The organism is Polaromonas sp. DSP2-3-2b2 (genome assembly GCF_049895905.1).
Classification (GTDB): Bacteria; Pseudomonadota; Gammaproteobacteria; order Burkholderiales; family Burkholderiaceae_C; genus Polaromonas.
Window position 1 is genome coordinate 245631 of the sequence record NZ_JAFCTH010000003.1, and the last position, 22131, is coordinate 267761.

Annotated in this window: 19 protein-coding genes; 10 read left to right on the forward strand and 9 right to left on the reverse strand. The window is 64.4% G+C overall.

Annotated elements, in window-relative coordinates; all coding sequences use genetic code 11:
• The first annotated feature begins 30 nt into the window (after window positions 1-30).
• From gspL to ACP7AD_RS05095, 7 genes are all read left to right on the forward strand, one after another.
• Window positions 31-1263 carry a type II secretion system protein GspL gene (gspL, locus tag ACP7AD_RS05065; RefSeq protein ID WP_426146057.1) on the forward strand — a complete coding sequence of 411 codons (1233 nt, stop codon included), beginning with the start codon at window positions 31-33 and terminating at the stop codon, window positions 1261-1263.
• Complete coding sequence (gene gspM, locus ACP7AD_RS05070) at window positions 1260-1760, forward strand: type II secretion system protein GspM (RefSeq protein ID WP_426146059.1); 501 nt, start codon at window positions 1260-1262, stop codon at window positions 1758-1760. The genes gspL and gspM overlap by 4 nt, the downstream gene beginning before the upstream one ends.
• A gap of 7 nt (window positions 1761-1767) precedes the next feature.
• Window positions 1768-2577: a type II secretion system protein N gene (locus ACP7AD_RS05075; RefSeq protein WP_426146061.1), complete on the forward strand. Its 810-nt coding sequence runs from the start codon at window positions 1768-1770 to the stop codon at window positions 2575-2577.
• A 6-nt stretch (window positions 2578-2583) separates the two neighbouring features.
• A complete protein-coding gene (gene gspD / locus ACP7AD_RS05080) occupies window positions 2584-4791 on the forward strand; it encodes a type II secretion system secretin GspD (protein ID WP_426146063.1) in 2208 nt (735 codons plus the stop codon).
• 6 nt (window positions 4792-4797) lie between these two features.
• Window positions 4798-6207: a GspE/PulE family protein gene (locus ACP7AD_RS05085; protein ID WP_426146064.1), complete on the forward strand. Its 1410-nt coding sequence runs from the start codon at window positions 4798-4800 to the stop codon at window positions 6205-6207.
• A gap of 219 nt (window positions 6208-6426) precedes the next feature.
• On the forward strand, window positions 6427-7665 hold the full coding sequence (gene gspF, locus ACP7AD_RS05090; RefSeq protein ID WP_426146065.1) for a type II secretion system inner membrane protein GspF: 1239 nt from the start codon (window positions 6427-6429) through the stop codon (window positions 7663-7665).
• 166 nt (window positions 7666-7831) lie between these two features.
• The gene (locus ACP7AD_RS05095; protein WP_426146067.1) at window positions 7832-8017 is read left to right on the forward strand and encodes a CsbD family protein; all 186 of its coding nucleotides are present in this window, start codon (window positions 7832-7834) and stop codon (window positions 8015-8017) included.
• Between the two features lie 158 nt (window positions 8018-8175).
• Here the strand turns inward: ACP7AD_RS05095 and ACP7AD_RS05100 are convergent, their stop codons facing one another.
• Window positions 8176-10440 carry an ATP-binding protein gene (locus ACP7AD_RS05100; protein WP_426146068.1) on the reverse strand — a complete coding sequence of 755 codons (2265 nt, stop codon included), beginning with the start codon at window positions 10438-10440 and terminating at the stop codon, window positions 8176-8178.
• 411 nt (window positions 10441-10851) lie between these two features.
• Here ACP7AD_RS05100 and ACP7AD_RS05105 point away from each other — a divergent pair, with 411 nt between their 5' ends.
• The gene (locus ACP7AD_RS05105) at window positions 10852-11862 is read left to right on the forward strand and encodes a Stealth CR1 domain-containing protein (RefSeq protein WP_426146070.1); all 1011 of its coding nucleotides are present in this window, start codon (window positions 10852-10854) and stop codon (window positions 11860-11862) included.
• Between the two features lie 177 nt (window positions 11863-12039).
• On the opposite strand, the gene ACP7AD_RS05110 is transcribed toward ACP7AD_RS05105, so the two are convergent.
• Complete coding sequence (locus tag ACP7AD_RS05110) at window positions 12040-12609, reverse strand: hypothetical protein (RefSeq protein WP_426146071.1); 570 nt, start codon at window positions 12607-12609, stop codon at window positions 12040-12042.
• Between the two features lie 279 nt (window positions 12610-12888).
• Window positions 12889-14514: an ABC transporter permease gene (locus ACP7AD_RS05115; RefSeq protein WP_426146073.1), complete on the reverse strand. Its 1626-nt coding sequence runs from the start codon at window positions 14512-14514 to the stop codon at window positions 12889-12891.
• Window positions 14515-14624: 110 nt separating this feature from the next.
• Here ACP7AD_RS05115 and ACP7AD_RS05120 point away from each other — a divergent pair, with 110 nt between their 5' ends.
• Complete coding sequence (locus ACP7AD_RS05120) at window positions 14625-15779, forward strand: ABC transporter ATP-binding protein (protein WP_426146075.1); 1155 nt, start codon at window positions 14625-14627, stop codon at window positions 15777-15779.
• Window positions 15780-15792: 13 nt separating this feature from the next.
• On the opposite strand, the gene ACP7AD_RS05125 is transcribed toward ACP7AD_RS05120, so the two are convergent.
• From ACP7AD_RS05125 to ACP7AD_RS05150, 6 genes are read right to left on the reverse strand one after another with little or no spacing between them, the layout of a single operon-like run.
• Complete coding sequence (locus ACP7AD_RS05125; protein WP_426146077.1) at window positions 15793-16530, reverse strand: lysophospholipid acyltransferase family protein; 738 nt, start codon at window positions 16528-16530, stop codon at window positions 15793-15795.
• A 54-nt stretch (window positions 16531-16584) separates the two neighbouring features.
• Window positions 16585-17880: a dihydroorotase gene (locus ACP7AD_RS05130; RefSeq protein ID WP_426146078.1), complete on the reverse strand. Its 1296-nt coding sequence runs from the start codon at window positions 17878-17880 to the stop codon at window positions 16585-16587.
• Entirely contained in the window at window positions 17877-18839 is a 963-nt protein-coding gene (locus tag ACP7AD_RS05135) for an aspartate carbamoyltransferase catalytic subunit (RefSeq protein WP_426146080.1), read from the reverse strand. The genes ACP7AD_RS05130 and ACP7AD_RS05135 overlap by 4 nt, the downstream gene beginning before the upstream one ends.
• A gap of 27 nt (window positions 18840-18866) precedes the next feature.
• Window positions 18867-19385, reverse strand: a complete 519-nt coding sequence (pyrR, locus tag ACP7AD_RS05140) for a bifunctional pyr operon transcriptional regulator/uracil phosphoribosyltransferase PyrR (protein ID WP_426146082.1) — start codon at window positions 19383-19385, stop codon at window positions 18867-18869.
• Window positions 19378-19806 carry a Holliday junction resolvase RuvX gene (ruvX, locus tag ACP7AD_RS05145; protein WP_426146099.1) on the reverse strand — a complete coding sequence of 143 codons (429 nt, stop codon included), beginning with the start codon at window positions 19804-19806 and terminating at the stop codon, window positions 19378-19380. The genes pyrR and ruvX overlap by 8 nt, the downstream gene beginning before the upstream one ends.
• Before the next feature lie 34 nt (window positions 19807-19840).
• Complete coding sequence (locus tag ACP7AD_RS05150) at window positions 19841-20431, reverse strand: YqgE/AlgH family protein (protein WP_426146083.1); 591 nt, start codon at window positions 20429-20431, stop codon at window positions 19841-19843.
• Between the two features lie 132 nt (window positions 20432-20563).
• Between ACP7AD_RS05150 and ACP7AD_RS05155 the strand changes: the two genes are divergently transcribed.
• Window positions 20564-22036 (forward strand): cryptochrome/photolyase family protein, encoded by a 1473-nt coding sequence (locus ACP7AD_RS05155; protein ID WP_426146085.1) that lies wholly within the window; start codon window positions 20564-20566, stop codon window positions 22034-22036.
• The last annotated feature ends 95 nt before the right edge of the window (window positions 22037-22131 follow it).

Here is a 22131-nt window from a genome sequence, read left to right on the forward strand (position 1 = left end):
CCCCCCTACAATAGCCCCCTTAATTCCAGCATGACTACCCTGATCGTCACCCTTTCCCGGGCGCTTCCGACTGCCACCATGCTTTGCGAAGGCGTGCTGAGCGATGACGGGCGTACCGTTTCGCGCGCCGTCCAGGCGCCCGCAGCGCTGTTGCCCGCGCCCTCTGGCGCCGACATCGTGGCGGTGGTTCCCGCCTGCCGCCTGTCCTGGCACCGGCTGACCCTGCCCCGGGGCGCGCTGAAGAGCGGCTTGTTTCAGGATGGCAACAATGCCGGGCGACTGCGCGCCGTGCTCGACGGACTGCTGGAAGACAGCGTGCTTGACGAGACCAGCCAGCTGCATTTCGCCATCGAGCCGGCGCCGCGCGCCGACGAGCCCGTGTGGGTCGCAGCCTGCGACAAAGCCTGGCTGCATGCCTGGCTGGCGCTGCTGGCGCAGGCCGGCCGGCCGGTCAGCCGCATCGTTCCCGAACTGGCGCCACCTTCCGGCGATGCACCCGCCTCACTGCATGTCACCGGTACGCCCGACCAGGCCCAGCTGATGCGCACCGGGCCAGAGGGCGTGACGCTGCTGCCGCTGTCGGTGGCCAGCGCCGCGCTGATGGCTTGGCCGGAAGAAGCCGAAGTGCTGGCCGAACCCGGCGTTGCCGCATTGGCGGAACATTTCTTCAATCGTCCCGCCCGGCTGCAAACGCCGCCTGAACGCTGGCTGGCGGCGGCGCAGTCGGACTGGGACCTGGCACAGTTCGACCTGCTCTACACCCGAGGCACGCGCACCCGCAAGCACCTGTCGGCAATGATTTCCTCGCTGTTCAGGGCGCCGCGCTGGCGCGCTGCGCGCTGGGCCAGCGTGGCCCTGGTGCTGGCCAATCTGGTGGGCCTGCAGGCCTGGGCCTGGAAAGAAGAGGCCGCGCAGGCCGCCCAGCGCGCCGCCATCCGCAACCTGCTGACCGCCACCTTTCCTGACGTGCGTGTGGTCGTCGATGCGCCGGTGCAGATGGCCCGCGCACTGACCGACCTGCAACGCCGCAACGGCGTCGCCTCGTCCGCCGACATGGAAACCATGTTAGGGCATTTTCAGGCTGCAGCGCCCGATGCGCCGGCGCCAGAAGCTATTGAATTCATAGCAAATGAACTCCGTCTGAAAGGGCCTGCCCCTTCGCCTTCCGATCTGGCCGCCATCGCGGCGCGGCTGCAGCCCCGGGGTTACAGCCTGCGCATGGAGGCCGATGGCCTGACGATGAAAGAGGAGCGTTTTCCATGAGCCTGACGACCACCCTGGAGCCGCTGCGAGCGCGCTGGGCCGGGCTGCCGGGCCGTGAAAAAAACGGCATCCGGCTGGCCGGCCTGCTGGTCCTGTCATTCCTGCTTTGGCAATTCAGTGTCGGGCCGGCACTGGGCACGCTGCGCACCGCCAACGCCCAGGCCAGGGCGCTGGGCGCGCAGATGCAGGCCATGCAGGCCATGCAGCTTCAGGCGCAGGCCGTCCAGAAGCAGCCCGCGCTGGCCTTTGACGAGGCGGTGCGCGCCCTGACCGCCGCCACCAAGCAGACGCTGGGGGCCAGCGCCCAGCTGGTGCTGGCAGGCGAGCGCGCCAGCATCACCGTCAAGGACGCCAGCCCCGATGCGCTGGCGGAGTGGCTGACGCAGGCGCGCCTGAATGCCCGCTCGGCACTGATCGAGGCCCGTATCGTGCGTGCCTCGACGCCAGGCGGCCCGGTCTGGAATGGCGTGCTTGTGATGGGCCTGCCGGCCCGCTAGCCAGACCATGTCCTATCCGACGCCCACCGCCGCAAGCCCTGCCTTTGCCACTGCCCCATGGCGCTGGGCAGCGGCGGGCGCGCTTGGCGGGCTGGTGCTGTCCCTGGGCCTGTTTGCCCCGGCGCGCTGGCTAGCGGCGCTGGTCCTGCAGGCCAGCGGCGGTCATGCCGTGCTGGTGGCACCCCGGGGCAGTTTCTGGCAGGGCTCGGCGCAACTGGTGTTGTCGGGGGGCGCAGGCAGCCTCGACGCCGTGGCCTTGCCCGGGCTGGTGGGCTGGCGCATCCGGCCGGCCTGGACTGGACTGGACCTTCAACTCGACGCCGAATGCTGCATGCAACAGGCCTGGCGGCTTCAGGCCAGGCCAGCGGGCTGGGGCGGTGTGCAGCTGGCGCTGTCCGACAGCCAGTCGCAATGGCCCGCCGCCCTGCTCTCAGGCTTGGGAACGCCGTGGAACACGGTACAGGCGCAAGGCCAGCTGGCGGCTTCAACCCAGGGCTTCAATGCCCGCTGGGCGCAGGGCCGGCTGGCGCTGGCTGGCCGACTGCAGCTTGACGCCGTGCGGATTTCCTCGCGACTTTCCACGCTGCAGCCCATGGGCAGCTACCGCCTCACGCTGACGGGCGGCAGTCCGTCCACGCTGGAGCTGAGCACCCTTGACGGCAGCCTGCTGCTGACCGGCCAGGGCCGGTGGATCGGCCAGCGGCTGGTATTCGATGGCGCTGCCAGCGCCACGCCCGGGAGCGTTGACGCGCTCTCGAATCTTTTGAACATCATCGGGCGGCGCAACGGCGCAACGGCCGTCATCAAAGTAGGTTAACGCCGCATGAAACATCCGAACTTCAAACCACACCAGCTTGCTATTTTTTCAATAGCTGGAAGTGCCCTTCTGGCTTGCGGAACAGGCCTTTTTTCTTCAAATTTGCAGGCCCAGCCGCAAGTCGCGTCGCCGGCAGCCGAAGGCCGGCGCGGCGAAGCCATCACGCTGAACTTCGTCAATGCCAACATCGACGCGGTGGCCCGCACCATGGCCACGCTGACGGGCCGCAACGTGGTGGTCGATCCGCGCGTCAAGGGTACGATCACGCTGACGACCGAACGCCCGGTCAGCCCGGCCGTGGCCTACAGCCAGTTCTTGGCGATCCTGCGCCTGCAGGGCTTTACCGTGGTCAACGCCGCCGGCCTGGACAAGATCGTTCCCGAGGCCGATGCCAAGCTGCAGGGCGGCGCCGTGTCGACCAACGTGCCGGTCGGCGGCGGCCAGATCGCCACGACGATCTTCAAGCTCAGTTTCGAGAATGCCAACAACCTGCTGCCCATCCTGCGGCCGCTGATCAGCCCGAACAACACCATCAACGTCAACCCCGGCAACAACTCGCTGGTGATCACCGACTATGCCGACAACCTGAACCGGCTGGGCCGCATCATTGCCGCGCTGGACGTGTCCAACGCCACCAATGTCGAGCTGATCCCGGTGCGCTATGCGTCAGTGACCGACCTCGCGCCCCTGCTGACGCGGCTGCTCGACAACAGCGCTGGCGGCGGCGTGGCAGTCGCCGAGGCCAGCTACAAGACCACCGTGCTCGCCGAGCCGCGCAGCAATTCGCTGATCGTGCGTGCCGCCAACGGCGCCCGGCTGGAGCTGGTGAAGTCATTGCTCAGGACCCTGGACACGCCGACCATGAACGGCCCGAACGGCGACGCCGGCAACATCTACGTGGTCTACCTGAAGAATGCCGACGCCACCAACCTGGCCACGGTGCTGCGCGCCTCCATGGCCGGGACCGGCGGCGGCAACACGGCCAGCCCGGCAACGCCGCAGATGGGCAATGCACAGGCCATCAACACCGGGGGACAGATGGGCACGGCAGGCGGCATGGGCCAGCCCAGCAGCGCGGCGACCGCGCCCATCACGCCGAGCGCGGGTCCTTCGACCGGCGGGCAGATCCAGGCCGACCCGGCGACCAATTCGCTCATCATCACCGCCTCCGAGCCGCAATACCGGCAACTGCGCGCGGTGATTGAAAAGTTAGATGCCCGGCGGGCGCAGGTCTACGTGGAAAGCCTGATTGCCGAAGTCAACATGGACAAGGCGGCCGAGTTCGGCATTCAGTGGCAAGGACCGATCGGCGGCAAGGGCGACAGCCTGATCGGGCTGCTGGGCACCAACTTTGGCGCCAGCGGCAAGAACATCATCCAGTCGGCCCTGGGTGCTGCCAGCGGCACGCCCGTGGCGCCCGGAACCGGCCTGAACCTGGGCGTGGCGCCACGCAGCAATGGCGTGTATTTCCTCGGTTTCCTGGCCAACTTCCTGCAGACCTCGGGCGCCGGCAACATCCTGTCAACGCCTAACCTCATCACGCTGGACAATGAAGAGGCCAAGATCATCATCGGCCAGAACGTACCGTTTGTCACTGGCCAGTTCACCAACACCGGCAGCGGCGGCAGCAACGGCAGCGTCAACCCCTTCCAGACCATCGAGCGCAAGGACGTTGGCCTGACCTTGCGGGTCAAGCCGCAGATCAGCGAAAACGGCACGGTCAAGATGGCGATCTTCCAGGAAGTCTCCAGCGTGCAGCCGGGCTCGGTCAATTCGGCCACCGGCCTGATCACCAACAAGCGCTCGATCGAGTCGCATGTGCTGGTCGAGGACGGTGCGATCATCGTGCTCGGCGGGCTGCTGCAGGACGAGTATTCGGGCAACCAGGACAAGGTGCCGGGCCTGGGCGACGTGCCGGTGTTCGGCAACCTGTTCAAGTCCGAAAGCCGCAGCCGCAAGAAAACCAACCTGATGGTCTTTTTGCGGCCGGTGGTGGTGCGCGACGGTGCCTCGACGAACGCCCTGTCGATGGACCGCTACGACCTGATGCGCACCAGCCAGCAGCAGTCGCAGCCGGTCAACAGCAGCCTGGTGCCGGTCAATGAATCGCCGGTGCTGCCCGCTATCGCTCCCGCCCGGCCAGCGCAGACGCCTGCCCAGCCGGTGAATCAGCAGCTTTTCCAGCCGGAATCGCCGTCTCCGATCACCAACTGACAAGCCATGCAACATCCGGCCCAGTACCCCCTGCCCTATGCGTTTGCCCGCAGCCAGCAATTGCTGCTGGAAGACTTCGGCGGCGACCTGACGCTGTGGCTGCACAGCCTGGGCACACCCGCGACGGCAGGTGCCATCAGCGAAGTGATGCGCAAGTTCGAGGTCCAGCGCATCAGCATCGAGGCGCCCGAGCTGCTCCAGCAACGCATCAGCGCCGCCTATTCGCAGAGCGAATCGAGCGCGGCCACCGTCATCAGCGAGGTCGAAAGCGACGTCGATCTGTCGCGCATGATGCAGGCGTTGCCGGCCATCGAGGATTTGCTGGAAACGTCGGACGACGCGCCCATCATCCGCATGCTCAATGCCCTGCTGACGCAGGCCGCGCGCGACGGCGCCAGCGACATCCACATCGAGCCCTACGAGCGCCATTCGAGCGTACGTTTTCGGGTCGATGGTTCGCTGCGCAACGTGGTGCAGCCCAACCGTGCGCTGCACGCCGCGTTGATCTCGCGGCTGAAAATCATGGCCGAGCTCGACATTGCCGAAAAACGCCTGCCGCAGGACGGTCGCATCTCGCTGCGCATCGGCACGCGGGCGGTCGATGTGCGCGTCAGCACGCTGCCCAGCGCCCACGGCGAGCGCGCCGTGCTGCGGCTGCTGGACAAGAGCGGCGACCGGCTCAACCTGGAGGCCGTCGGCATGCAGGGCGATGTGCTGAGCAGCTTCGAGCACCTGGTGGCGCAGCCACACGGCATCATCCTGGTGACCGGCCCGACCGGCTCGGGCAAGACCACCACGCTGTACGCGGCGATGGAGCGCCTGGATACCCGGCGCCAGAACATCATGACGGTCGAGGACCCGATCGAGTACGAACTGGCCGGCGTCGGCCAGACGCAGGTCAACGCGAAAATCGAGCTGACCTTTGCCAAGGCGCTGCGCGCCATCCTGCGCCAAGACCCGGACGTGATCATGATTGGCGAGATCCGCGACTTTGAAACCGCGCAGATCGCCATCCAGGCTTCGCTCACCGGCCACCTGGTGCTGGCCACGTTGCACACCAACGACGCGGCCAGCGCCGTCACGCGGCTGACCGACATGGGCATCGAGCCGTTCTTGCTCAGTTCGTCGCTGCTCGGCGTGCTGGCGCAGCGGCTGGTGCGCAAGGTCTGCGTTCACTGCCAGGGCGCCGGCTGCGCCACCTGTGGCCAGACCGGCTACCAAGGCCGCACCGGCGTGTTCGAACTGCTGGCGACCAACGACGCCATCCGCGCGCAGATTCACCACCAGGCGTCGGAAGCCGACCTGCGCGAAGCGGGGCTCAAGAACGGCATGACGCTGATGCGCGACGATGGCGAGCGGCTGGTGCAAAGCGGCATCACGACGCGCGAAGAACTGGTCCGCGTGACACGCGACTAGAAATATGGCCCCCACGCTTTTCAGTTCGTGTAATGCGCTGCCCCCCGGGGGGGCCACTGCCCTTGCAGGGCGCCACGCCGCCAGAGGCGGCGCATCTGCAGGCTGTCCAAGCCCGCGCAGGCGGGCTTGGAGCCGCAGCCTACAGCCTGCGGCCCGGCAAAGCCGGTTCCGCGGCCCTGACTGGCATGCAATGCCGGTGGGCGTCTAAAGAGAGCCTTCATGCCTGCCTATTCATTCGAAGCCTTGAGCGCCGACGGCGCGACCCGCAAGGGCATCATCGAGGCCGACACCGCCCGCTCGGCGCGCAGCATGCTCCGGGCCCAGGCGCTGGTGCCGCTGGCGGTCCAGGCGGTTGGCGCGCCGGGCAAGGGCGCGCAGTCCGCCAGCGCTTCGGGCTGGAACACTACGCTGTGGAGTAAACGCGTCTTCAATGCTACCGCGCTGGCGATCTGGACGCGCCAGATCGCCGGTCTGGTCACCTCGGGCCTGCCGCTGGAGCGGGCGCTGACGGCGCTGGCCGACGAATCCGAAAACATTCCCCAGCGCCACCTGGTCGCCAACCTGCGCGCCGAGGTCAACGGCGGCACCGCTTTTGCCACCGCGCTGGCCCAGCACCCGCGCGAGTTTTCAGCAACCTATTGCGCGGTCGTGGGCGCGGGCGAGCACAGCGGCAACCTGGGCATGGTGCTGGAACGGCTGGCCGACGACCTGGAGCAAAGCCAGGAACTCAAGGCCAAGCTGGTGGGCGCGGCGCTGTACCCGGCCATCGTCACCTTGGTGGCCATTGTCATCGTGACCTTCCTGCTGGGCTATGTGGTGCCGCAGGTGGCGCAGGTGTTTGCCGGCAGCAAGCGAGCCTTGCCGGTGCTGACCGTCATCATGCTCGGCCTGGCCGGCTTCGTGCGCAACCAGGGCTGGCTGGTGCTGCTGGCGCTGGCCGCCGTGGCGGGCGGCTTCCGGCTGGCCTGGACCAGCGCCGCATTTCGTGAAAGGTTCGATGCGGCCTGGCTGACGCTGCCGGTGCTGGGCAAGCTCTCGCGCGGCTACAACGCCGCACGTTTTGCCGGCACCCTGTCCATGCTGGCGGGCGCCGGCGTTCCCATCCTGAAAGCCTTGCAGGCAGCGGCCGACACGTTGTCGAACCGGGCCATGCGCGCTGACGCGCTGGATGCGCTGGTGCTGGTGCGCGAAGGCACGCCTCTGGCGTCAGCCATCGGGCATAAAAAGCGTTTTCCGGGGCTGCTGAGCATGTTTGCCCGCCTGGGCGAGCAAACCGGCCAGTTGCCGGTGATGCTGGACCGCGCAGCCCGACAGCTCGGCACCGAAGTGCAGCGCCGCGCGATGCAACTGGCCACCTTGCTGGAGCCGCTGCTGATCGTGGCGATGGGCCTGGTCGTGATGCTGATCGTTCTTGCCGTGCTGCTGCCCATCATCCAGCTCAACCAGCTGGCGCGGTAAACCGGACACCGGTGGCATGGCATGGCATTGCCGAAAATGCATCGTGCGCAAAATCGGCATGTAGGAACCAACCCACGTCTACTTGAGCTTTGCACCGCTTTCCATGCTGTGCCGATGGCACTAACGTAGCCTTGTCATTCATCGTAAAACTCAAAAGGATTAAGTTATGAACACAGATCAAGTCAAGGGCGCGCTCAAGGAAGCAGCTGGCAAGGTTCAATCCAAGACTGGCGAACTGATCGACAGCCCCGAGCAAGAAGCAAAAGGTCTTGTAAAGCAATCCGAAGGACGAATCCAGAAAAACGTTGGCGACGTCAAGGAAGTCCTGAAAGACGCTGTCGACAAAATCTGATTCGGATTCAATCCTGAACAAAAGCGGCTGGTCCTGGAACCAGCCGCTTTGCTTTTTAGGCCATGAGAAAACGCTGAAAGGCGGGGTACTGGCCAATCCGCGATTTGTGCGGACACCTGCAACCTGCATGCTCATGGGCATGGCGGGGGTTTTTTGTTTCAGCCAGTAGTGCCGGGGGACAAAAAGCCAGTCGTTTTTTGCTTGGCAATGGCCTGCCGGAACACGCGCGCCAGCGTGTCTGACGTGTAAGGTTTCAGGATCAGTTCGAACGCATGCGGGCCCCCATCCGCCATGATCGAGTTGTAGCCGCTGGTCAGCACCACCGGAAGGCCGGGATATTGGCGCCGCACCTGTTCACCCAGCTCGAATCCATCCATGCCGGGCATGACGACATCGGAAAAAACCAGGCCAAACCGCCCGGCTTCATCGGCCAGAATTTTCAGCGCGGCGGCGGCGCTGGCAGCCCAGACCGGCCGGTAGTCCATCACCTCAAGAATCTCGCAGGTGATCTGACCCAGGGCTTCGTTGTCCTCCACGACCAGCACTTCGATGGCGTCATGAAAAATTGCCGCTTCTGGCGCTGCCACCGGTGCTTGCGGCTCGGCGGTCCTTTCAGCGCGTGGCAGGTAGAGGGTAAAAACAGAGCCCTTGCCGGGCTCGCTCCTGACAGTCACCTCTCCGCCCGATTGCTTGGCAAAACCGAAAACCTGGCTCAAGCCAAGCCCTGTGCCCCTGCCGACTTCCTTGGTGGTGTAAAAAGGCTCAAAAATCACTTCCAGTTTTTCAGCAGCAATGCCGCAGCCTGTGTCGCTGGCCGAAATGGCAATGAAATTTCCCTGCCGGGGGCCACTGCCTGGACCGGCCGGTATCTTGTCAACCTTTTGAACCGCGATGATGAACTGGCCGCTGGCATTCATGGCATCGCGGGCATTGACCGCCAGGTTCAACAAGGCGGCTTCAAACTGGTTGACGTCGGCCAGCGCAAAGCAGCACTCCGGTCGGCAAGACTGGTGAAGAATTTCTATCCGTGCCCCCATGAGCGGCTTGACCAGGTCAATCACGCTTTGCACCTGCCGGTCAACGTCGAACACTGTCGGGACGAGCGGCTGCTGGCGGGCAAAGGCCAGCAACTGGCGCGTGAGTTTGACAGCGCGGCCCACCGTGTCGTGGATCAGGTCCAGGTAATAGTCGCAACGCTCTGCAGGGAGCCGATGACTGCGCAGCAGCTCGACCGACGAGTTGATCACGGCCAGCAAGTTGTTGAAGTCGTGGGCGACGCCGCCGGTGAGTTGCCCCAGCGCCTCCAGCTTTTGCGACTGGCGCAGCGCCGTCTCGCTGCGCAGCAGTTCGGTCGTGCGCTGTTCAAGCATCGCATTCGTCAGGCGCAGGTTGTTTTCCGCCAGCATCCGCCGCTGTGAAATCCAGGTCCGTGCCGCGACTTCCTCGATCAGCGCTTTCTCGCAGTCCAGCCACACACGCGGCCGGGAATCGACCACGAACAGCACCGTTGCCAGCCGGCCGTTCGCAATATGCGGCGAACCCATGAAGGCACTGGCATGCACGAGCTTGTCGCCGGCCTCGCAGGCGGCTGCGGCGGTGAGTGGAGCGACAGCCGTGTCGTTGACCGCCACAGTGCGTCCCGAACGGAGTTCTGCAATCATGGCCGGTCCGTAAGCGTCAAGCCGATAGCTTGCGGCCAGGCTGGAAAACCGGCCAGCGGACCACATCGGCTCCGCCTGGCGCCATTCGCCCGCTTCGTCAACCTCGGCATAGCCGGCACACGCGGCGTTGAGATAACGGCCCAGCTTTTGCGCCGCCAGCGTCATCATGGACTCGGGGTCAAGGGCATCGCGCAAGGCATCGCTGATCTCGACCTGGAAAGCCTGCTGCTTTTGCGCTTGCGCCCGGCGCTGTTCCGCCAGCCGTTTTTCAGTGGTTTCGACGAGAAGGCAGTACACGCCAGCGACGTGCCCTGTTTCGTCGCGAAACGGCAGAAACAAGAGCCGCCACCAGGTCGGCTCCCTGTAGCCTTTGCGTGTCAGGGTCAAGGGCATGTCTTCGTAATACGCGCCCTCGCCGCCAAGCGCTTTCGTTGCAATAGGCTCGATTTTCAACCAGGAATCGCTCCACTTTTCGGCGGCAGGCACGCCCGACAGGCCGCTAAAGCGCGAACCGAGCATCTGGCGGTAACTGTCGTTGAAAAACGAGAGAAATTCCGGGCCCCAGCCCATGATCATGGGCTGGGGATTGCTGAGCAGCGTGGCCAGCATGGTCTTGAGGGTGGGCGGCCAGCGGGCCGGTGGGCCGAGAGCGGTGCCGCGCCAGTCCTGAGCGTTGATCAGTGCGCCCATTTCGCCGCCATTGGCCAGAAAAGCGGGCATCTGCGACGTATCTGCCGGGTCATTTTGATAGTTTTTGGGCATGCGAGACAAGAGTTGGTTTTGATCCAGGGGCTTGTTCAGGATGACTGACAAATGCCATTTTGCATCAATAGTGACATTTATTCACTCTGTTGTTGGCTTTGAAACATTCCTTCCTTCGGGCCGGATTTCGTCGCCAGACAACGATGCATCGAATTGACGCCTGGTCACCAAGTATGGTGATGTATCAAATCTGCTTAAAATGTAACGCTGCCGGGATTGAAAAATCTGGCAGCATTAATTGCTATTATTTAAATAGCAGCTTACGCACGCAGGACAAGCGCAAAAGGCATATCTGATCATCAAATTCTACTGGATGACGGCCTAGACGAAAATCTCCGGCATTCCCAAGCCACGGCCCCCTTCAAAAATGCCGAACGCACTCACGCCCTCCATGGTAAGGACAAGCAAAAATTGAAAAATCCGCTCAATGGCCCAGCTGAAGATGCCGGCCGGATCGATATTGTTTACCTCTGGGTGAACGGTGCCGATCCTGTCTGGCTGAGCAAGCGCCACAGCGCCTATGCCGCCTGGATGCGCCGGAACGGCGAAGAACTGGCGGCGTTTGGCAACGTGGCCGGCCGCTACCGGGACAATTCGGAACTGCTTTTCAACCTGCGCGCGCTGGAACTTTTTTTCCCGGACCACGGCCATGTCTACATCGTGACCGACGGGCAAACGCCGGCCTGGCTGCGGCCCTCGAGCCGGGTGACGCTGGTGGACCACCGCCACCTGCTGCCCCCGGCGTCGCCGGAGGTGTTCGACTCGGGCCATATCGAGTCCTACCTGCACCACATTCCCGGCCTGTCCGAGCGTTTCATTTACCTGAACGACGACGTGTTTTTTGGCCAGAAGGTCAATCCGGCCTGGTGGTTCGAAGGCCGGCTCAAGGTATTTCTGGAGCCTGCGTCGGCGGCGCACCCCGAGGCGCTGCATCCGGGCGAGACGGCGCTGGTCAATGCGTCGATCGAGTCCGGGCGCTGGCTCAGCGAACGTTATCCGCACTACCGGCACATTGCCCAGGTGTATTCGCACACGCCGCGCGCCATGCGCAAAAGCGTGATGCATGAGCTTGAGCATCTGGCGCAGGACTGGTTTGCGCAGGTCAGATCCACCGTGTTTCGCTCTTGGCGAATTCCACCCATCGTTCCCGACCTGGCGCCGCGCTGGATGGTGCAGATGGGCTACGCCGAGCAGCAGGTGCTCAATCCGCTTTACATCGATACGGGCGATGCCCAGGCGGCGCAGCAGTTTGACGCGCTGGAGCAGAACTTCGGCCGCTTGCCGTTTTTCTGCATCAACGACACCTGCGACGAAGCGGCGGGCGACGATCCGCGCCTGCTGAGGATTGCGCAAACGCTGGAAAGACTGCTGCCCGATCCGTCATCGTTTGAATGGGCGGGCGAGCAGCGCATGGCCGCCTGAACCGCCAGGATTCTTGACCAAAACAGCCTTGCGCGCTTGCTCCATGTGCGGTTCCAGCTATCAAAAAATGAGTCTTTGTTGCGAACAAAAAAATCCCGGCCTGTTTGCACAGTTCAGGGATTTTCAAGGTATTGGCGTCCCGGGCATAGACTGCCCTGGCCTGCACTCAGGCAAGCATCACATGCTGAACTTGGCTTTGGCATCAGCCTGGCAGGTGTCCTTGGCATTGCCGGACAGGCTGTCGCAGCGTTCCCTGGCGGCCTTGTACTGGGCTTCGCGTGTTTCAGCGCTGGCCTCTTTCTTGGCTTCGTTCACATCGGCGGTCTTGTCAGCGCTGCCGTCGGTGGCGGCCTTGACGACCTTGGCGTCTTCCTTGGCTTTGACATGCACGGCCTTGGCATCCTTCACGCAGACATCCTTGGCATTGCCGGCCAGGTCATCGCACTTTTCCTTGGCGGTGTCGTAAGCCGTGTCGGCCTTGGCCAGGGCGACATCGCGGGTGTGCTTGGCGCTGGGCTTGTACTGGGATTCGAGTTCGGCCTTGGCGACCTTTTCGGCGCCCTTGGCTTCGGACACGCAGATGTCCTTGGCGTTGGCTTTGAGGCTGCCGCACTTGTCGCGGTTGACCTTGTAGTCGGCGCTGATCTGCTTATTCTGGGTGTCGTATTCGGCCTTGGTCAGGGCGATGGCATTGCCGGCAAAAATGCATGACATGGCGACGCTGAGCATGAGAAGTCTGGTTTTCATGATGGTTCCTTGGAAGGTGTGATGGTTTTAGATTTTCAACAGGTAAGTTGACAGATGACAGATGACAGTCCAGCAAGGCTAGAAAAAATTGCCAGCCGGCCGTCGTGCCAAGGGCCCTCCCTATCCCTCTGTCTGGCGTTCCTGGACGCTCCGCAAGCGAAACCGTCCCTGTTTCCAGAAGGAAGATGCTAGCCACTGCAGCACTGCAAAGGAGTAGGCCGGCGGATTTTCAAGCGGTAGTCTGATGACTACAGCCGGGCTGGGCTGCGTCTGAAGCGGCTATTTTCTGGCGCGCAAGGTGCGGCTCAGCAAGGCCACCGGCAGCAGGCCGACCAGCACCAGCGCCAGCGCCGGCAGGGCCGCCTCGCCCAGGCGCTCGTCGCGCGCCAGCTGGTAGGTCACCACGGCCAGGGTGTCGCTGTTGAAGGGCCGCAGCACCAGCGTGGCGGGCAGCTCCTTCATCACATCGACAAACACCAGCAGGCCGGCCACCGCCACCGAGCGTTTCAGCAGCGGCCAGTGCACCCGCGCCAGCAGGCCGGCGCCGGTGGTGCCCAGCATGCGGGCGCTGTCGTCAAAGCTGGCCGGAATGCGCGAATAGCCGCTCTGGATGCTTTGCAGCGCCACCGCGCTGAAACGCACCAAATAAGCCCAGACCACGCCGAGCACGGTGGCGGTGACCCAGTAGCCCGCGCCGGTCTGCGGCGCGGCCGCCTGCAGCCAGCCCACCGGCAGCAGCAGCCCGACGACGATGACGGCGCCCGGAACGGCATAGCCCAGGCTGGCCAGCTGCACCGCCCCACGCGTCAGCGTGTCGGGCTGGCGCCGCACGGCGAACGCCAGGCCCAGGGCCAGCGCGGTGGCCAGCGCGGCGCTTAAGGAGGCTAGATACAGGCTGTTCAGCGTCCAGTTGGCAAACTGGTCCCAGAGCAGGTTGTCCCAGCCCAGCACCAGCGGCCGCAGCATGAACAGCACCGGCAGCACAAAGCCCAAGGCAATCGGCGCGGCGCAAAGGCCCCAGGCCAACGCCGCCCGCCCGCCGCGCAACTGCACCGGGGCGGCGTCAGCGGACCCGGCGCGCGCGCCCCGGCCGGCGGCAAAGCGCATGCGCCGCTGGGCGCTGTGCTCGATGCGCAGCAGCACCGCGACGAACACCAGCAGCACGGTTGCCAGCTGCGCGGCCGCCATGCGGTTGTCCATCGACAGCCAGGCCTTGTAGATGCCGGCGGTGAAGGTCTGGATGCCGAAGTAGCTGGACACGCCGAAGTCCGCCAGCGTTTCCATCAGCGCCAGCGCCACGCCGGCCGCCACCGCCGGACGCGCCAGCGGCAGGGCCACCTCGCGGATACGCCGGGACAGCGGCGCGCCCAGCAGCCGGGCCGCTTCCATCAGGTGCGCGGCGCGCTCCGACAGCGCGGTGCGCGCCAGCAAATAGACATAGGGATACAGCGACACCGTGAACACCAGCACCGCGCCGCCCAGGCTGCGCACTTCAGGCAGCAGCCGCCCCTGCAGCCCGAAGGCCGCGCGCAGCCATGTCTGCAGCGGCCCGCCGTATTGCAGGAAGTCGGTGTAGGCATAGGCCACCACATACGCCGGCATGGCCAGCGGCAGCAGCAGGGCCCATTCAAACGTGCGGCGGCCCGGAAACTCGAACAGCGTGACCGCGCTGGCCGTGGCCATGCCGACGCCAGCGACGCCTGCGCCGACCAGCAGGCACAGCAGCAGCGAGGTCCAGGCGTAGTCGGGCAGCACCGTCTGCAGCATCTGCGCCAGGATGGAGCGCGCCCCGGCGTCGAATTCGAGCCAGGACAGCACCACGGCCAGCACCGGCAGCGTCAGGAATGCCACCAGCAGGAGCAAAAAGGCGGAAGGAACAAAGCGAAAAAAGAGTCGGCGAAACATTGAAACCCGATAGAAGGTGGCTGCCGGCCGGCTCCTGCCCTGCCCGCTCGCGCCGTGGTGTCTGCAGCCATTCACTGCAAATGAGAATTGTAAGCATCTACAATTAGCCTATGTTTCTTGAAGTCACTCAACTCGGTGTGCAATACGCAGGAAGCCGCCATGCGGCGGTCGATGGCGTGTCCTTCAACCTGCAGGCCGGCGAGATTGGCGTGCTGATCGGCCCGTCGGGCTGCGGCAAGACCACCTTGCTGCGCGCCGTTGCCGGGCTGGAACGCGCGCATGCGGGCAGCATCCGGCTGGCCCGGCAAATCGTCAGCAGCCCGCAGGTTCACCTGCCGGCCGAGTCGCGCCAGATCGGCATGGTGTTCCAGGACTACGCGCTGTTTCCGCATCTGGACGTGGCCCGCAACGTGGCCTTCGGCTTGAGCCGCCTGAGCGCTTCCGCCCGCAGCCGGCGCGTGGACGAGGTGCTCGAACTGGTCGGCATGGGCCATGCCCACAAGTCTTTTCCCCATGAGCTGTCGGGCGGGCAGCAGCAGCGCGTGGCGCTGGCCAGAGCGCTGGCGCCGAGGCCGCGCCTGCTGTTGCTCGACGAGCCGTTTTCCAACCTCGATGTCGATTTGCGCGAGCGGCTGGCGCATGAGGTGCGCGCCATCCTGAAAGCGGCGGGCGCCACCGCGCTGTTCGTGACGCACGACCAGCTCGAAGCCTTTGCCATCGGCGACCGCATCGGCGTGATGCACGAAGGCCATCTGCACCAGTGGGACGACGCCTATGCGCTGTACCACCGGCCGGCCACCCGATTCGTCGCCGACTTCATCGGCCACGGCGTGTTTGTGCCGGCCACCTTGATGCACCAGGAAAGCGGCGTGGTGGCGCGCACCCCGCTGGGCGACCTGGCCGGGCTGGACGAATGCCCGCTGCCGTCGAGCTACCCCAACGGCGAATGCGACGTGCTGCTGCGCGCCGACGACATCGTGCACGACGACAGCGCGCTGGTAAAGGCGCGGATCGTTCGCAAGGCGTTTCGCGGTTCGGAGTTTTTGTACACGATGCAGCTAGCCAGCGGCGAAGCGCTGCTGGCCCATGTGCCCAGCCACCACGACCATGCAGTCGGCGAATGGGTCGGCATCCGGGCCGAGGTGGACCATGTGGTGACCTTCGTTCGCGAAACCGCTGCGAATTCAGAACGAAATATGCCTTTTGCGCATATTCCACCTGCGCTGACAGCTATAAATTTAGCAGCAAAAACCGGCAACGCCTGATTCAGGCAAAGCGTCAGCCCTTGCGCAGGCCATCGACCCTGGCGCGCAACTGCTCGCTCCAGGCACGCCGGTCGCGCCCTGCAGCCTGTTCAGGCTCTCCGTAATGCACCACGGCCACCAGTGGCGGCGCGGACAAGGTGCGCCAGATCGAGCCCAGCAAGGAGTCATCGCCCACATAGATCGGCGCCAGGCTGGGCTGGCCGCTGGCCTTGTCGATGAAGCGCAGGCCCACGGGCTGGGCCGGCGCATCGGCCGACAGGGCGGCCTGCAGCAAGTTGGCATGAAAGGGCAGCACACTCAGTCCATCGCCGGTGGTGCCTTCGGGGAACACCGCCAGCACGTCGCCGGCCAGCAGCGCATCGCGCATCAGGTGCACCACGCGCATGGCGTCGCGGCGCGAACTGCGCTCGATGTACAGCGTGCCGGCCGCCGCCGCCAGCGTGCCGACGAGGGGCCAGTCCTTGATGTCGGACTTGGAGACAAAGCGGCAATGCTGGGCGGCATGCATCACCGGTATGTCGAGCCAGGAAATGTGGTTGGCCACCAGCAGCACCGGCCCGGTGACTGGCGGCTGGCCGCGTATTTCCAGCGTGATGCCGGCATGCGCCAGGAACGCCAGCGCCCAGACCTGCACCCGTGCGCTTTGCTGTGACGGCTGCATGCGTGGCAGGTGCAGCGCTGCCACCCACACGCCCGACAGGATGTGACCCAGGATGCGCAACAAGCGCCAGACAGCGCGCACGCCCCTCATCGGGCGCTGGCAGCCGTCATGCCGTTGCGCACAAAACAAGTGGTCCGCATACGCTCAGGCACGCTCGAAGGCGAGCTGTCCGCCGACCAGGGTGTAGCGCACGGGGCCGGGCAGCGCATAACCCGAGAACGGCGTGTGCCGGCCCTGGCTGCGCAGGGCGGCGGGTTCGACCGTCCATTCGCTGCCTGGATCGAACACGCAGACATCGGCAACGCCGCCCTTGACCAGCCGGCCCGCGCTGGCCTGCAGCGTGCCCAGCGCCGGGCCGAGCACGCGCGCCGGCTCGCTGGTCAGCACGGCCAGCACCCGGCGCATGTCCGCGCCACTGTCCTGGCCCCATTTGCAGGCCAGGCCCAGCAGCAGTTCCAGGCCGGTCGCGCCGGCTTCGGCTTCGGCGAACGGCAGGGTCTTGGCATCGGCGCTGACCGGTGAATGGTCGGACACCAGCGCATCGATGGTGCCGTCGAGCAGCCCGAGCCGCAGCGCATCGCGGTCGCGCTGCTGGCGCAGCGGCGGGTCCAGGCGCATCCGGCTGTCGAAGTAACCAATGTCTACGTCGGTCAGGTGCAGGCTGTTGATGCTGACGTCGCAGGTGACGTTCAGGCCCTCGGCCTTGGCCCGGGCGACCAGCGCCACGCCGGCCGCGCTGCTGATGCGGCACAGGTGGACGCGGGCGCCGGTGGCGCGCACCAGCTCGAAAATCGTGTGCAGCGCAATGGTTTCGGCGGCGACCGGAACGCCGCTCAGCCCCAGGCGCGTGGCCAATGCTCCGCTGGCGGCCACGCCCTTGCCCAGGTGCAGCTCCTGCGGACGCAGCCAGATCGAGTAACCAAACGTGGCGGCGTACTGCATGGCGCGCATCAGCACCTGCGTGTTGGCCAGCGGCACCTCGGCCTGGCTGAAGCCCACGCAGCCCGATTCGGTCAGCTGAACCATCTCGGTCAGCGCTTCGCCTTTCAAGGCGCGTGTCAGGGCGCCCAGCGGAAAGACACGCGACTGGTGGTGCTTTTCAGCGCGGAACTTGAGCATTTCCACGAGGCCAGGCTCGTCAAGCACCGGGTCGGTATCGGGCGGGCAGACCAGGCTGGTCACGCCGCCGGCGACGGCGGCAGCCAGTTCGCTTTCCAGCATGCCTTCATGCTCATGGCCAGGTTCGCGCAGGCGGGCCGACAGGTCGATCAGGCCGGGGGCCACGATGCAGCCGGTGGCGTCAATCGTCTTATTCGGGGTGAAATCGGCCAGCCCGCCGTTCAGCGAGACGATGCGCCCGGCGGCAATCGCCAGGTCGCCGACTTGGTCGAAGCCAGTAGCCGGGTCGATGATGCGGCCATTTTTAATCAACAACTTCATGACTCATTTCCTGCAACTATGCTCATCACGGCCATGCGGACTGCAATACCAAATGTCACCTGCGGCAGGATGACGCTTTGCGCGCCATCGACCACGGCCGAGTCAATTTCAACGCCCCGATTGATCGGGCCGGGGTGCATGACGATGGCGTCGGATTTGGCCAGTTGCAGCTTTTCGGGCGTCAGGCCAAAGCTTTTCGAAAACTCCTGGCTGCTGGGCAGCAGCGCGCCGGTCATGCGCTCGTTCTGCAGCCTGAGCATGATGATCACGTCGGCGTCCTTGATGCCTTCTTCAAGCGTGTTGCAGACGCGAACGCCCATCTGCGCCATGTCGGACGGCACCAGCGTCTTGGGGCCGACCACGCGCACTTCGGCGCAGCCCAGCGTGGTCAGCGCGTGAATGTCGGAGCGCGCCACGCGCGAATGCAGCACATCGCCGACGATGGCGACGGTCAGGTTGCTGAAGTCCTTCTTGTAGTGGCGGATGGTGTACATGTCGAGCAGGCCCTGCGTCGGGTGCGCATGGCGGCCATCGCCGGCATTGACGACATGCACATGCGGCGCGACATGCTGGGCGATCAGGTAGGGCGCGCCCGATTCGCTGTGGCGCACCACGAAAATGTCGGCCGCCATGGCGCTCAGGTTGGCGATGGTGTCGAGCAGCGACTCGCCCTTGGACGCCGACGAGCGGGCAATGTCCAGGTTGATCACGTCGGCCGACAACCGGGTGGCGGCGATTTCAAACGTTGTGCGGGTGCGGGTGGAGTTTTCAAAGAACAGGTTGAACACGCTCTTGCCGCGCAGCAGCGGGACTTTTTTCACGTCGCGGCTGCTGACCGAGACAAAGTTGGCGGCGGTGTCCAGGATCTGCGTCAGGAGGGCCTTGGACAGGCCTTCGGTGGACAGCAGGTGGATCAGTTCGCCGTTCTTGTTGAGCTGGGGGTTTCGTCGGTACAACACGCTGTTAATTCCTGTTTCGCTTTAAATTCAAGATGCGGTGGACTGGTCCTGGAGCCGGAATCTGAAAAGGCCATCGTCGGTGCGCGCCAGTTCCAGCGTCTGCGACGCCGGCAAGGTGACGCGCGCCACGGCCAGGTCGGCCTGCACCGGCAACTCGCGCCCGCCCCGGTCCACCAGCACCATCAGCCGGACGCTGGCGGGCCGGCCGTAGTCAAACAGTTCATTGAGCACGGCGCGAATCGTGCGGCCGGTGTAGAGCACATCGTCGATGACGATCAGGTGCGCGCCATTGACATCGAAGGGCAGCACGGTCTGTCCGCTAGACGACAGCCCGCGCTGCGAAAAATCGTCGCGGTGCATGGACGACGACAAGATGCCGATTTCCTCGCTCAACCCCAGGTCTTTTTGCAGGCGCTCTGCCAGCCAGGCACCGCCCGACGCCACGCCCACCAAGCGCGGCGGCTGCTGGGAAGCGGCCAGCTGCTGGCGCATGCCGCGCAGCAAGTCGGCATACAGCGCCTCGGCGTCGAGAACCAGACTACTCATGGGGAAGACTCCTTAAAAATTGTTCCAGGATGATGCAGGCCGACGCGGCATCGGCGTCTTTGGCGCCGCTGGCCAGCGCCTCGGTGGTGCTGTAACGCTCGTCAACCTCGAACACCTGCAGGCCGAAGCGGCCGCGCAGCTGGCGCGCAAACTTTTGCGCGCGCACGGTATTGTCGTGGCTGGCGCCGTCGGGATGAAACGGAACGCCGACCACCAGCGCATCGGGTTGCCATTCCTTGATGCGCGCCTGAATCGGCGGAAAACGCGCTGCGCCTTCGGCGTTGATGGTCGCCTGCGCCGAAGCCGTGCAGGTCAGGCTGTTGCCCGACGCCACGCCGGTGCGCTTCAGACCGAAATCGAACGCCAGAAAGGTCTGTGGGCGCACGACCCGGTGCGGCACGGGCGCCTGCCGCTCGCCCATTTGAAAACCCTCGGTTTCCACCAAGCCTTGCGGCTCACCCATGTCCGGCTACGGGCGAAATCATCCAGCTTTCAAGGCCCAGCAGCTTGAGCGCCTTGTCGTAGCGTTCCTCGACCGGCGTGTCGAAAATCACGCCCAGGTCGGCGGCCACCGTCAGCCAGCTGTTGTCGAGCAGTTCCGATTCCAGCTGGCCCTCGCCCCAGGCCGAATAGCCAAGCGAGACAAACACCTTGCGCGGGCCGGCGCCGGTGGACAGCGCTTCAAGCACATCCTTGGATGTCGTCATTTCCAGGCCGCCCGGGATCGACATGGTCGAGGCATAGACCGATTCGCTGCCCGGCATCATGGATTCGTGCAGCACAAAGCCGCGCTCGGTCTGCACCGGCCCGCCCTGGAACACCGGGGTGGTTGTCAGGTCTTCGCGGCGCAGCGTCAGTTCGACCTTGTCGAACAAGCCCTGGACATTGATGTCGCTGGGCTTGTTGATGATCAGGCCCAGAGCACCCCGCTCGCTGTGCTCGCACATATAAATCACGCTTTTTGAAAAGCCTTCATCCTCCAGCCCGGGCATGGCAATGAGGAAGTGGTGCGTGAGGTTCATCGAAGGTGGGGTTTCCGTGGCCATTTGTGGATTTTACGCGTTGCCTTGCAGCGGGCGAAGCACGCCAATTGCATGAATCCGGGGTTCGAGATCATTTTTCCCGGTGAAAAGGCATGCGGGCTTCAGGTCTGGATTCTTTTCTCTACCATCGGCTGCATGCAAAAGAAATACAAGACAGGCCTGATGTGGTTCAGACGGGATTTACGGGCCGAGGACAATGCGGCGCTTTACCATGCGCTGAAATCGTGCGAACAGGTGTATTGCGCCTTCATTTTTGACCGCTCCATTCTGGACGCGCTTCCCAGGGCAGACCGGCGGGTGGAATTTATCCGCGAATCGCTGGTGGATCTGAACGGCCAGCTGGCGCAACTGCGTTCCGCAGAACCGGCGCCTACCGCCGGTTTGCTGGTGCGGCACGAGGCGGCAAGCAGCGCCCTGCCCGCGCTGGCACGGCAAGTGTCGGCCGATGCCGTTTTCACCAACCACGACGACGAGCCCTACGGCCTGGCGCGCGACGCCCAGGTGCAGGCCGCGCTCGAAGGCCAGGGCGTGGCATTTCACACCTTCAAGGACCATGTCATTTTTGAACGCCAGGAGGTGCTGACGCTGGCCGGCAAGCCCTACAGCGTGTTCACGCCGTACAAAAATGCCTGGCTGAAAAAGGTCGATGCCTTTTACCTCAAGCCCTATCCGGTTCAAACCTACGGCGCTGCACTGGCACCCCTGCCCGCGAACGAAACGCCTGACGTGCCATCACTGGCCGAACTGGGGTTTGAGGCCACCAACTTGTCTGCACTCAAGCTACCGGCCGGCAGCCAGGGCGGAAATGCGCTTTTCGAAGACTTCCTGATTCGAATGAAAGATTACCGGGAAACCCGCGATTTTCCCGGCATCCGGGGCCCAAGTTATCTGAGCGTCCATTTGCGCTTCGGAACCGTCTCGATCCGAAAACTGGCGGCTTGTGCACTGGAGCAGCAAACGGGCAATGAAGGCGCGGCCACCTGGCTCGGCGAGCTGATCTGGCGCGACTTTTATGCCCAGATCCTGTCGAACTTTCCGCGTGTTGCCGGCAATGCCTTCAAACCCGAATACGATGCAATTCAATGGGAGCGCGGCGAAAAGGCCGAGTCGCTTTTCATTGCCTGGTGCGAAGGCCGGACCGGTTATCCGCTGGTCGACGCCGCCATGAACCAGCTCAACCAGACCGGCTACATGCACAATCGCCTGCGCATGGTGACGGCCAGCTTCCTGGTCAAGGACCTTGGCATCGACTGGCGCTGGGGCGAGCGTTACTTTGCCGAAAAGCTCAACGATTTCGATCTGGCCTCAAACAACGGTGGCTGGCAGTGGGCGGCCAGCACGGGCTGCGATGCCCAGCCCTATTTCCGCATCTTCAACCCGGTCAGCCAGAGCGAGAAGTTCGACGCCGACGGAAAGTTCATCCGCAGATATCTGCCGGTGCTGGCCCGGCTGCCCAAGGCTGCGCTGCACAGCCCTTGGCTGGCGAATGCAGTGGAACTGATGGCTGCAGACGTGACGCCGGGCGGCAATTATCCGAAACCGGTGGTCGACCATGCCGAAGCGCGGGCGCTGACCCTGCAGCGTTACGCGGTTATAAAAAAAGGCTGAGGCTTTTAACGCTATTTCTTTAGGGGCTTAGGAACCAGAGCTTATCGACAGCTAAGCTAAGTTCCTATCGTGATTCAGAAAAACCGGTATTTCAG

What these genes read in the sequence shown, in the direction of transcription:
- gspF (WP_426146065.1), top strand. Translation starts at nt 6,427, where the DNA reads ATGCCTGCCTATTCATTCGAAGCCTTGAGCGCCGACGGCGCGACCCGC.
- gspM (WP_426146059.1), top strand. Translation starts at nt 1,260, where the DNA reads ATGAGCCTGACGACCACCCTGGAGCCGCTGCGAGCGCGCTGGGCCGGG.
- ACP7AD_RS05155 (WP_426146085.1), top strand. Translation starts at nt 20,564, where the DNA reads ATGCAAAAGAAATACAAGACAGGCCTGATGTGGTTCAGACGGGATTTA.
- ACP7AD_RS05100 (WP_426146068.1), bottom strand. Translation starts at nt 10,440, where the DNA reads ATGCCCAAAAACTATCAAAATGACCCGGCAGATACGTCGCAGATGCCC.
- ACP7AD_RS05115 (WP_426146073.1), bottom strand. Translation starts at nt 14,514, where the DNA reads ATGTTTCGCCGACTCTTTTTTCGCTTTGTTCCTTCCGCCTTTTTGCTC.
- pyrR (WP_426146082.1), bottom strand. Translation starts at nt 19,385, where the DNA reads ATGAGTAGTCTGGTTCTCGACGCCGAGGCGCTGTATGCCGACTTGCTG.
- gspL (WP_426146057.1), top strand. Translation starts at nt 31, where the DNA reads ATGACTACCCTGATCGTCACCCTTTCCCGGGCGCTTCCGACTGCCACC.
- ACP7AD_RS05085 (WP_426146064.1), top strand. Translation starts at nt 4,798, where the DNA reads ATGCAACATCCGGCCCAGTACCCCCTGCCCTATGCGTTTGCCCGCAGC.
- gspD (WP_426146063.1), top strand. Translation starts at nt 2,584, where the DNA reads ATGAAACATCCGAACTTCAAACCACACCAGCTTGCTATTTTTTCAATA.
- ACP7AD_RS05095 (WP_426146067.1), top strand. Translation starts at nt 7,832, where the DNA reads ATGAACACAGATCAAGTCAAGGGCGCGCTCAAGGAAGCAGCTGGCAAG.
- ACP7AD_RS05120 (WP_426146075.1), top strand. Translation starts at nt 14,625, where the DNA reads ATGTTTCTTGAAGTCACTCAACTCGGTGTGCAATACGCAGGAAGCCGC.
- ruvX (WP_426146099.1), bottom strand. Translation starts at nt 19,806, where the DNA reads ATGGGCGAGCGGCAGGCGCCCGTGCCGCACCGGGTCGTGCGCCCACAG.
- ACP7AD_RS05075 (WP_426146061.1), top strand. Translation starts at nt 1,768, where the DNA reads ATGTCCTATCCGACGCCCACCGCCGCAAGCCCTGCCTTTGCCACTGCC.
- ACP7AD_RS05110 (WP_426146071.1), bottom strand. Translation starts at nt 12,609, where the DNA reads ATGAAAACCAGACTTCTCATGCTCAGCGTCGCCATGTCATGCATTTTT.
- ACP7AD_RS05125 (WP_426146077.1), bottom strand. Translation starts at nt 16,530, where the DNA reads ATGAGGGGCGTGCGCGCTGTCTGGCGCTTGTTGCGCATCCTGGGTCAC.
- ACP7AD_RS05130 (WP_426146078.1), bottom strand. Translation starts at nt 17,880, where the DNA reads ATGAAGTTGTTGATTAAAAATGGCCGCATCATCGACCCGGCTACTGGC.
- ACP7AD_RS05150 (WP_426146083.1), bottom strand. Translation starts at nt 20,431, where the DNA reads ATGGCCACGGAAACCCCACCTTCGATGAACCTCACGCACCACTTCCTC.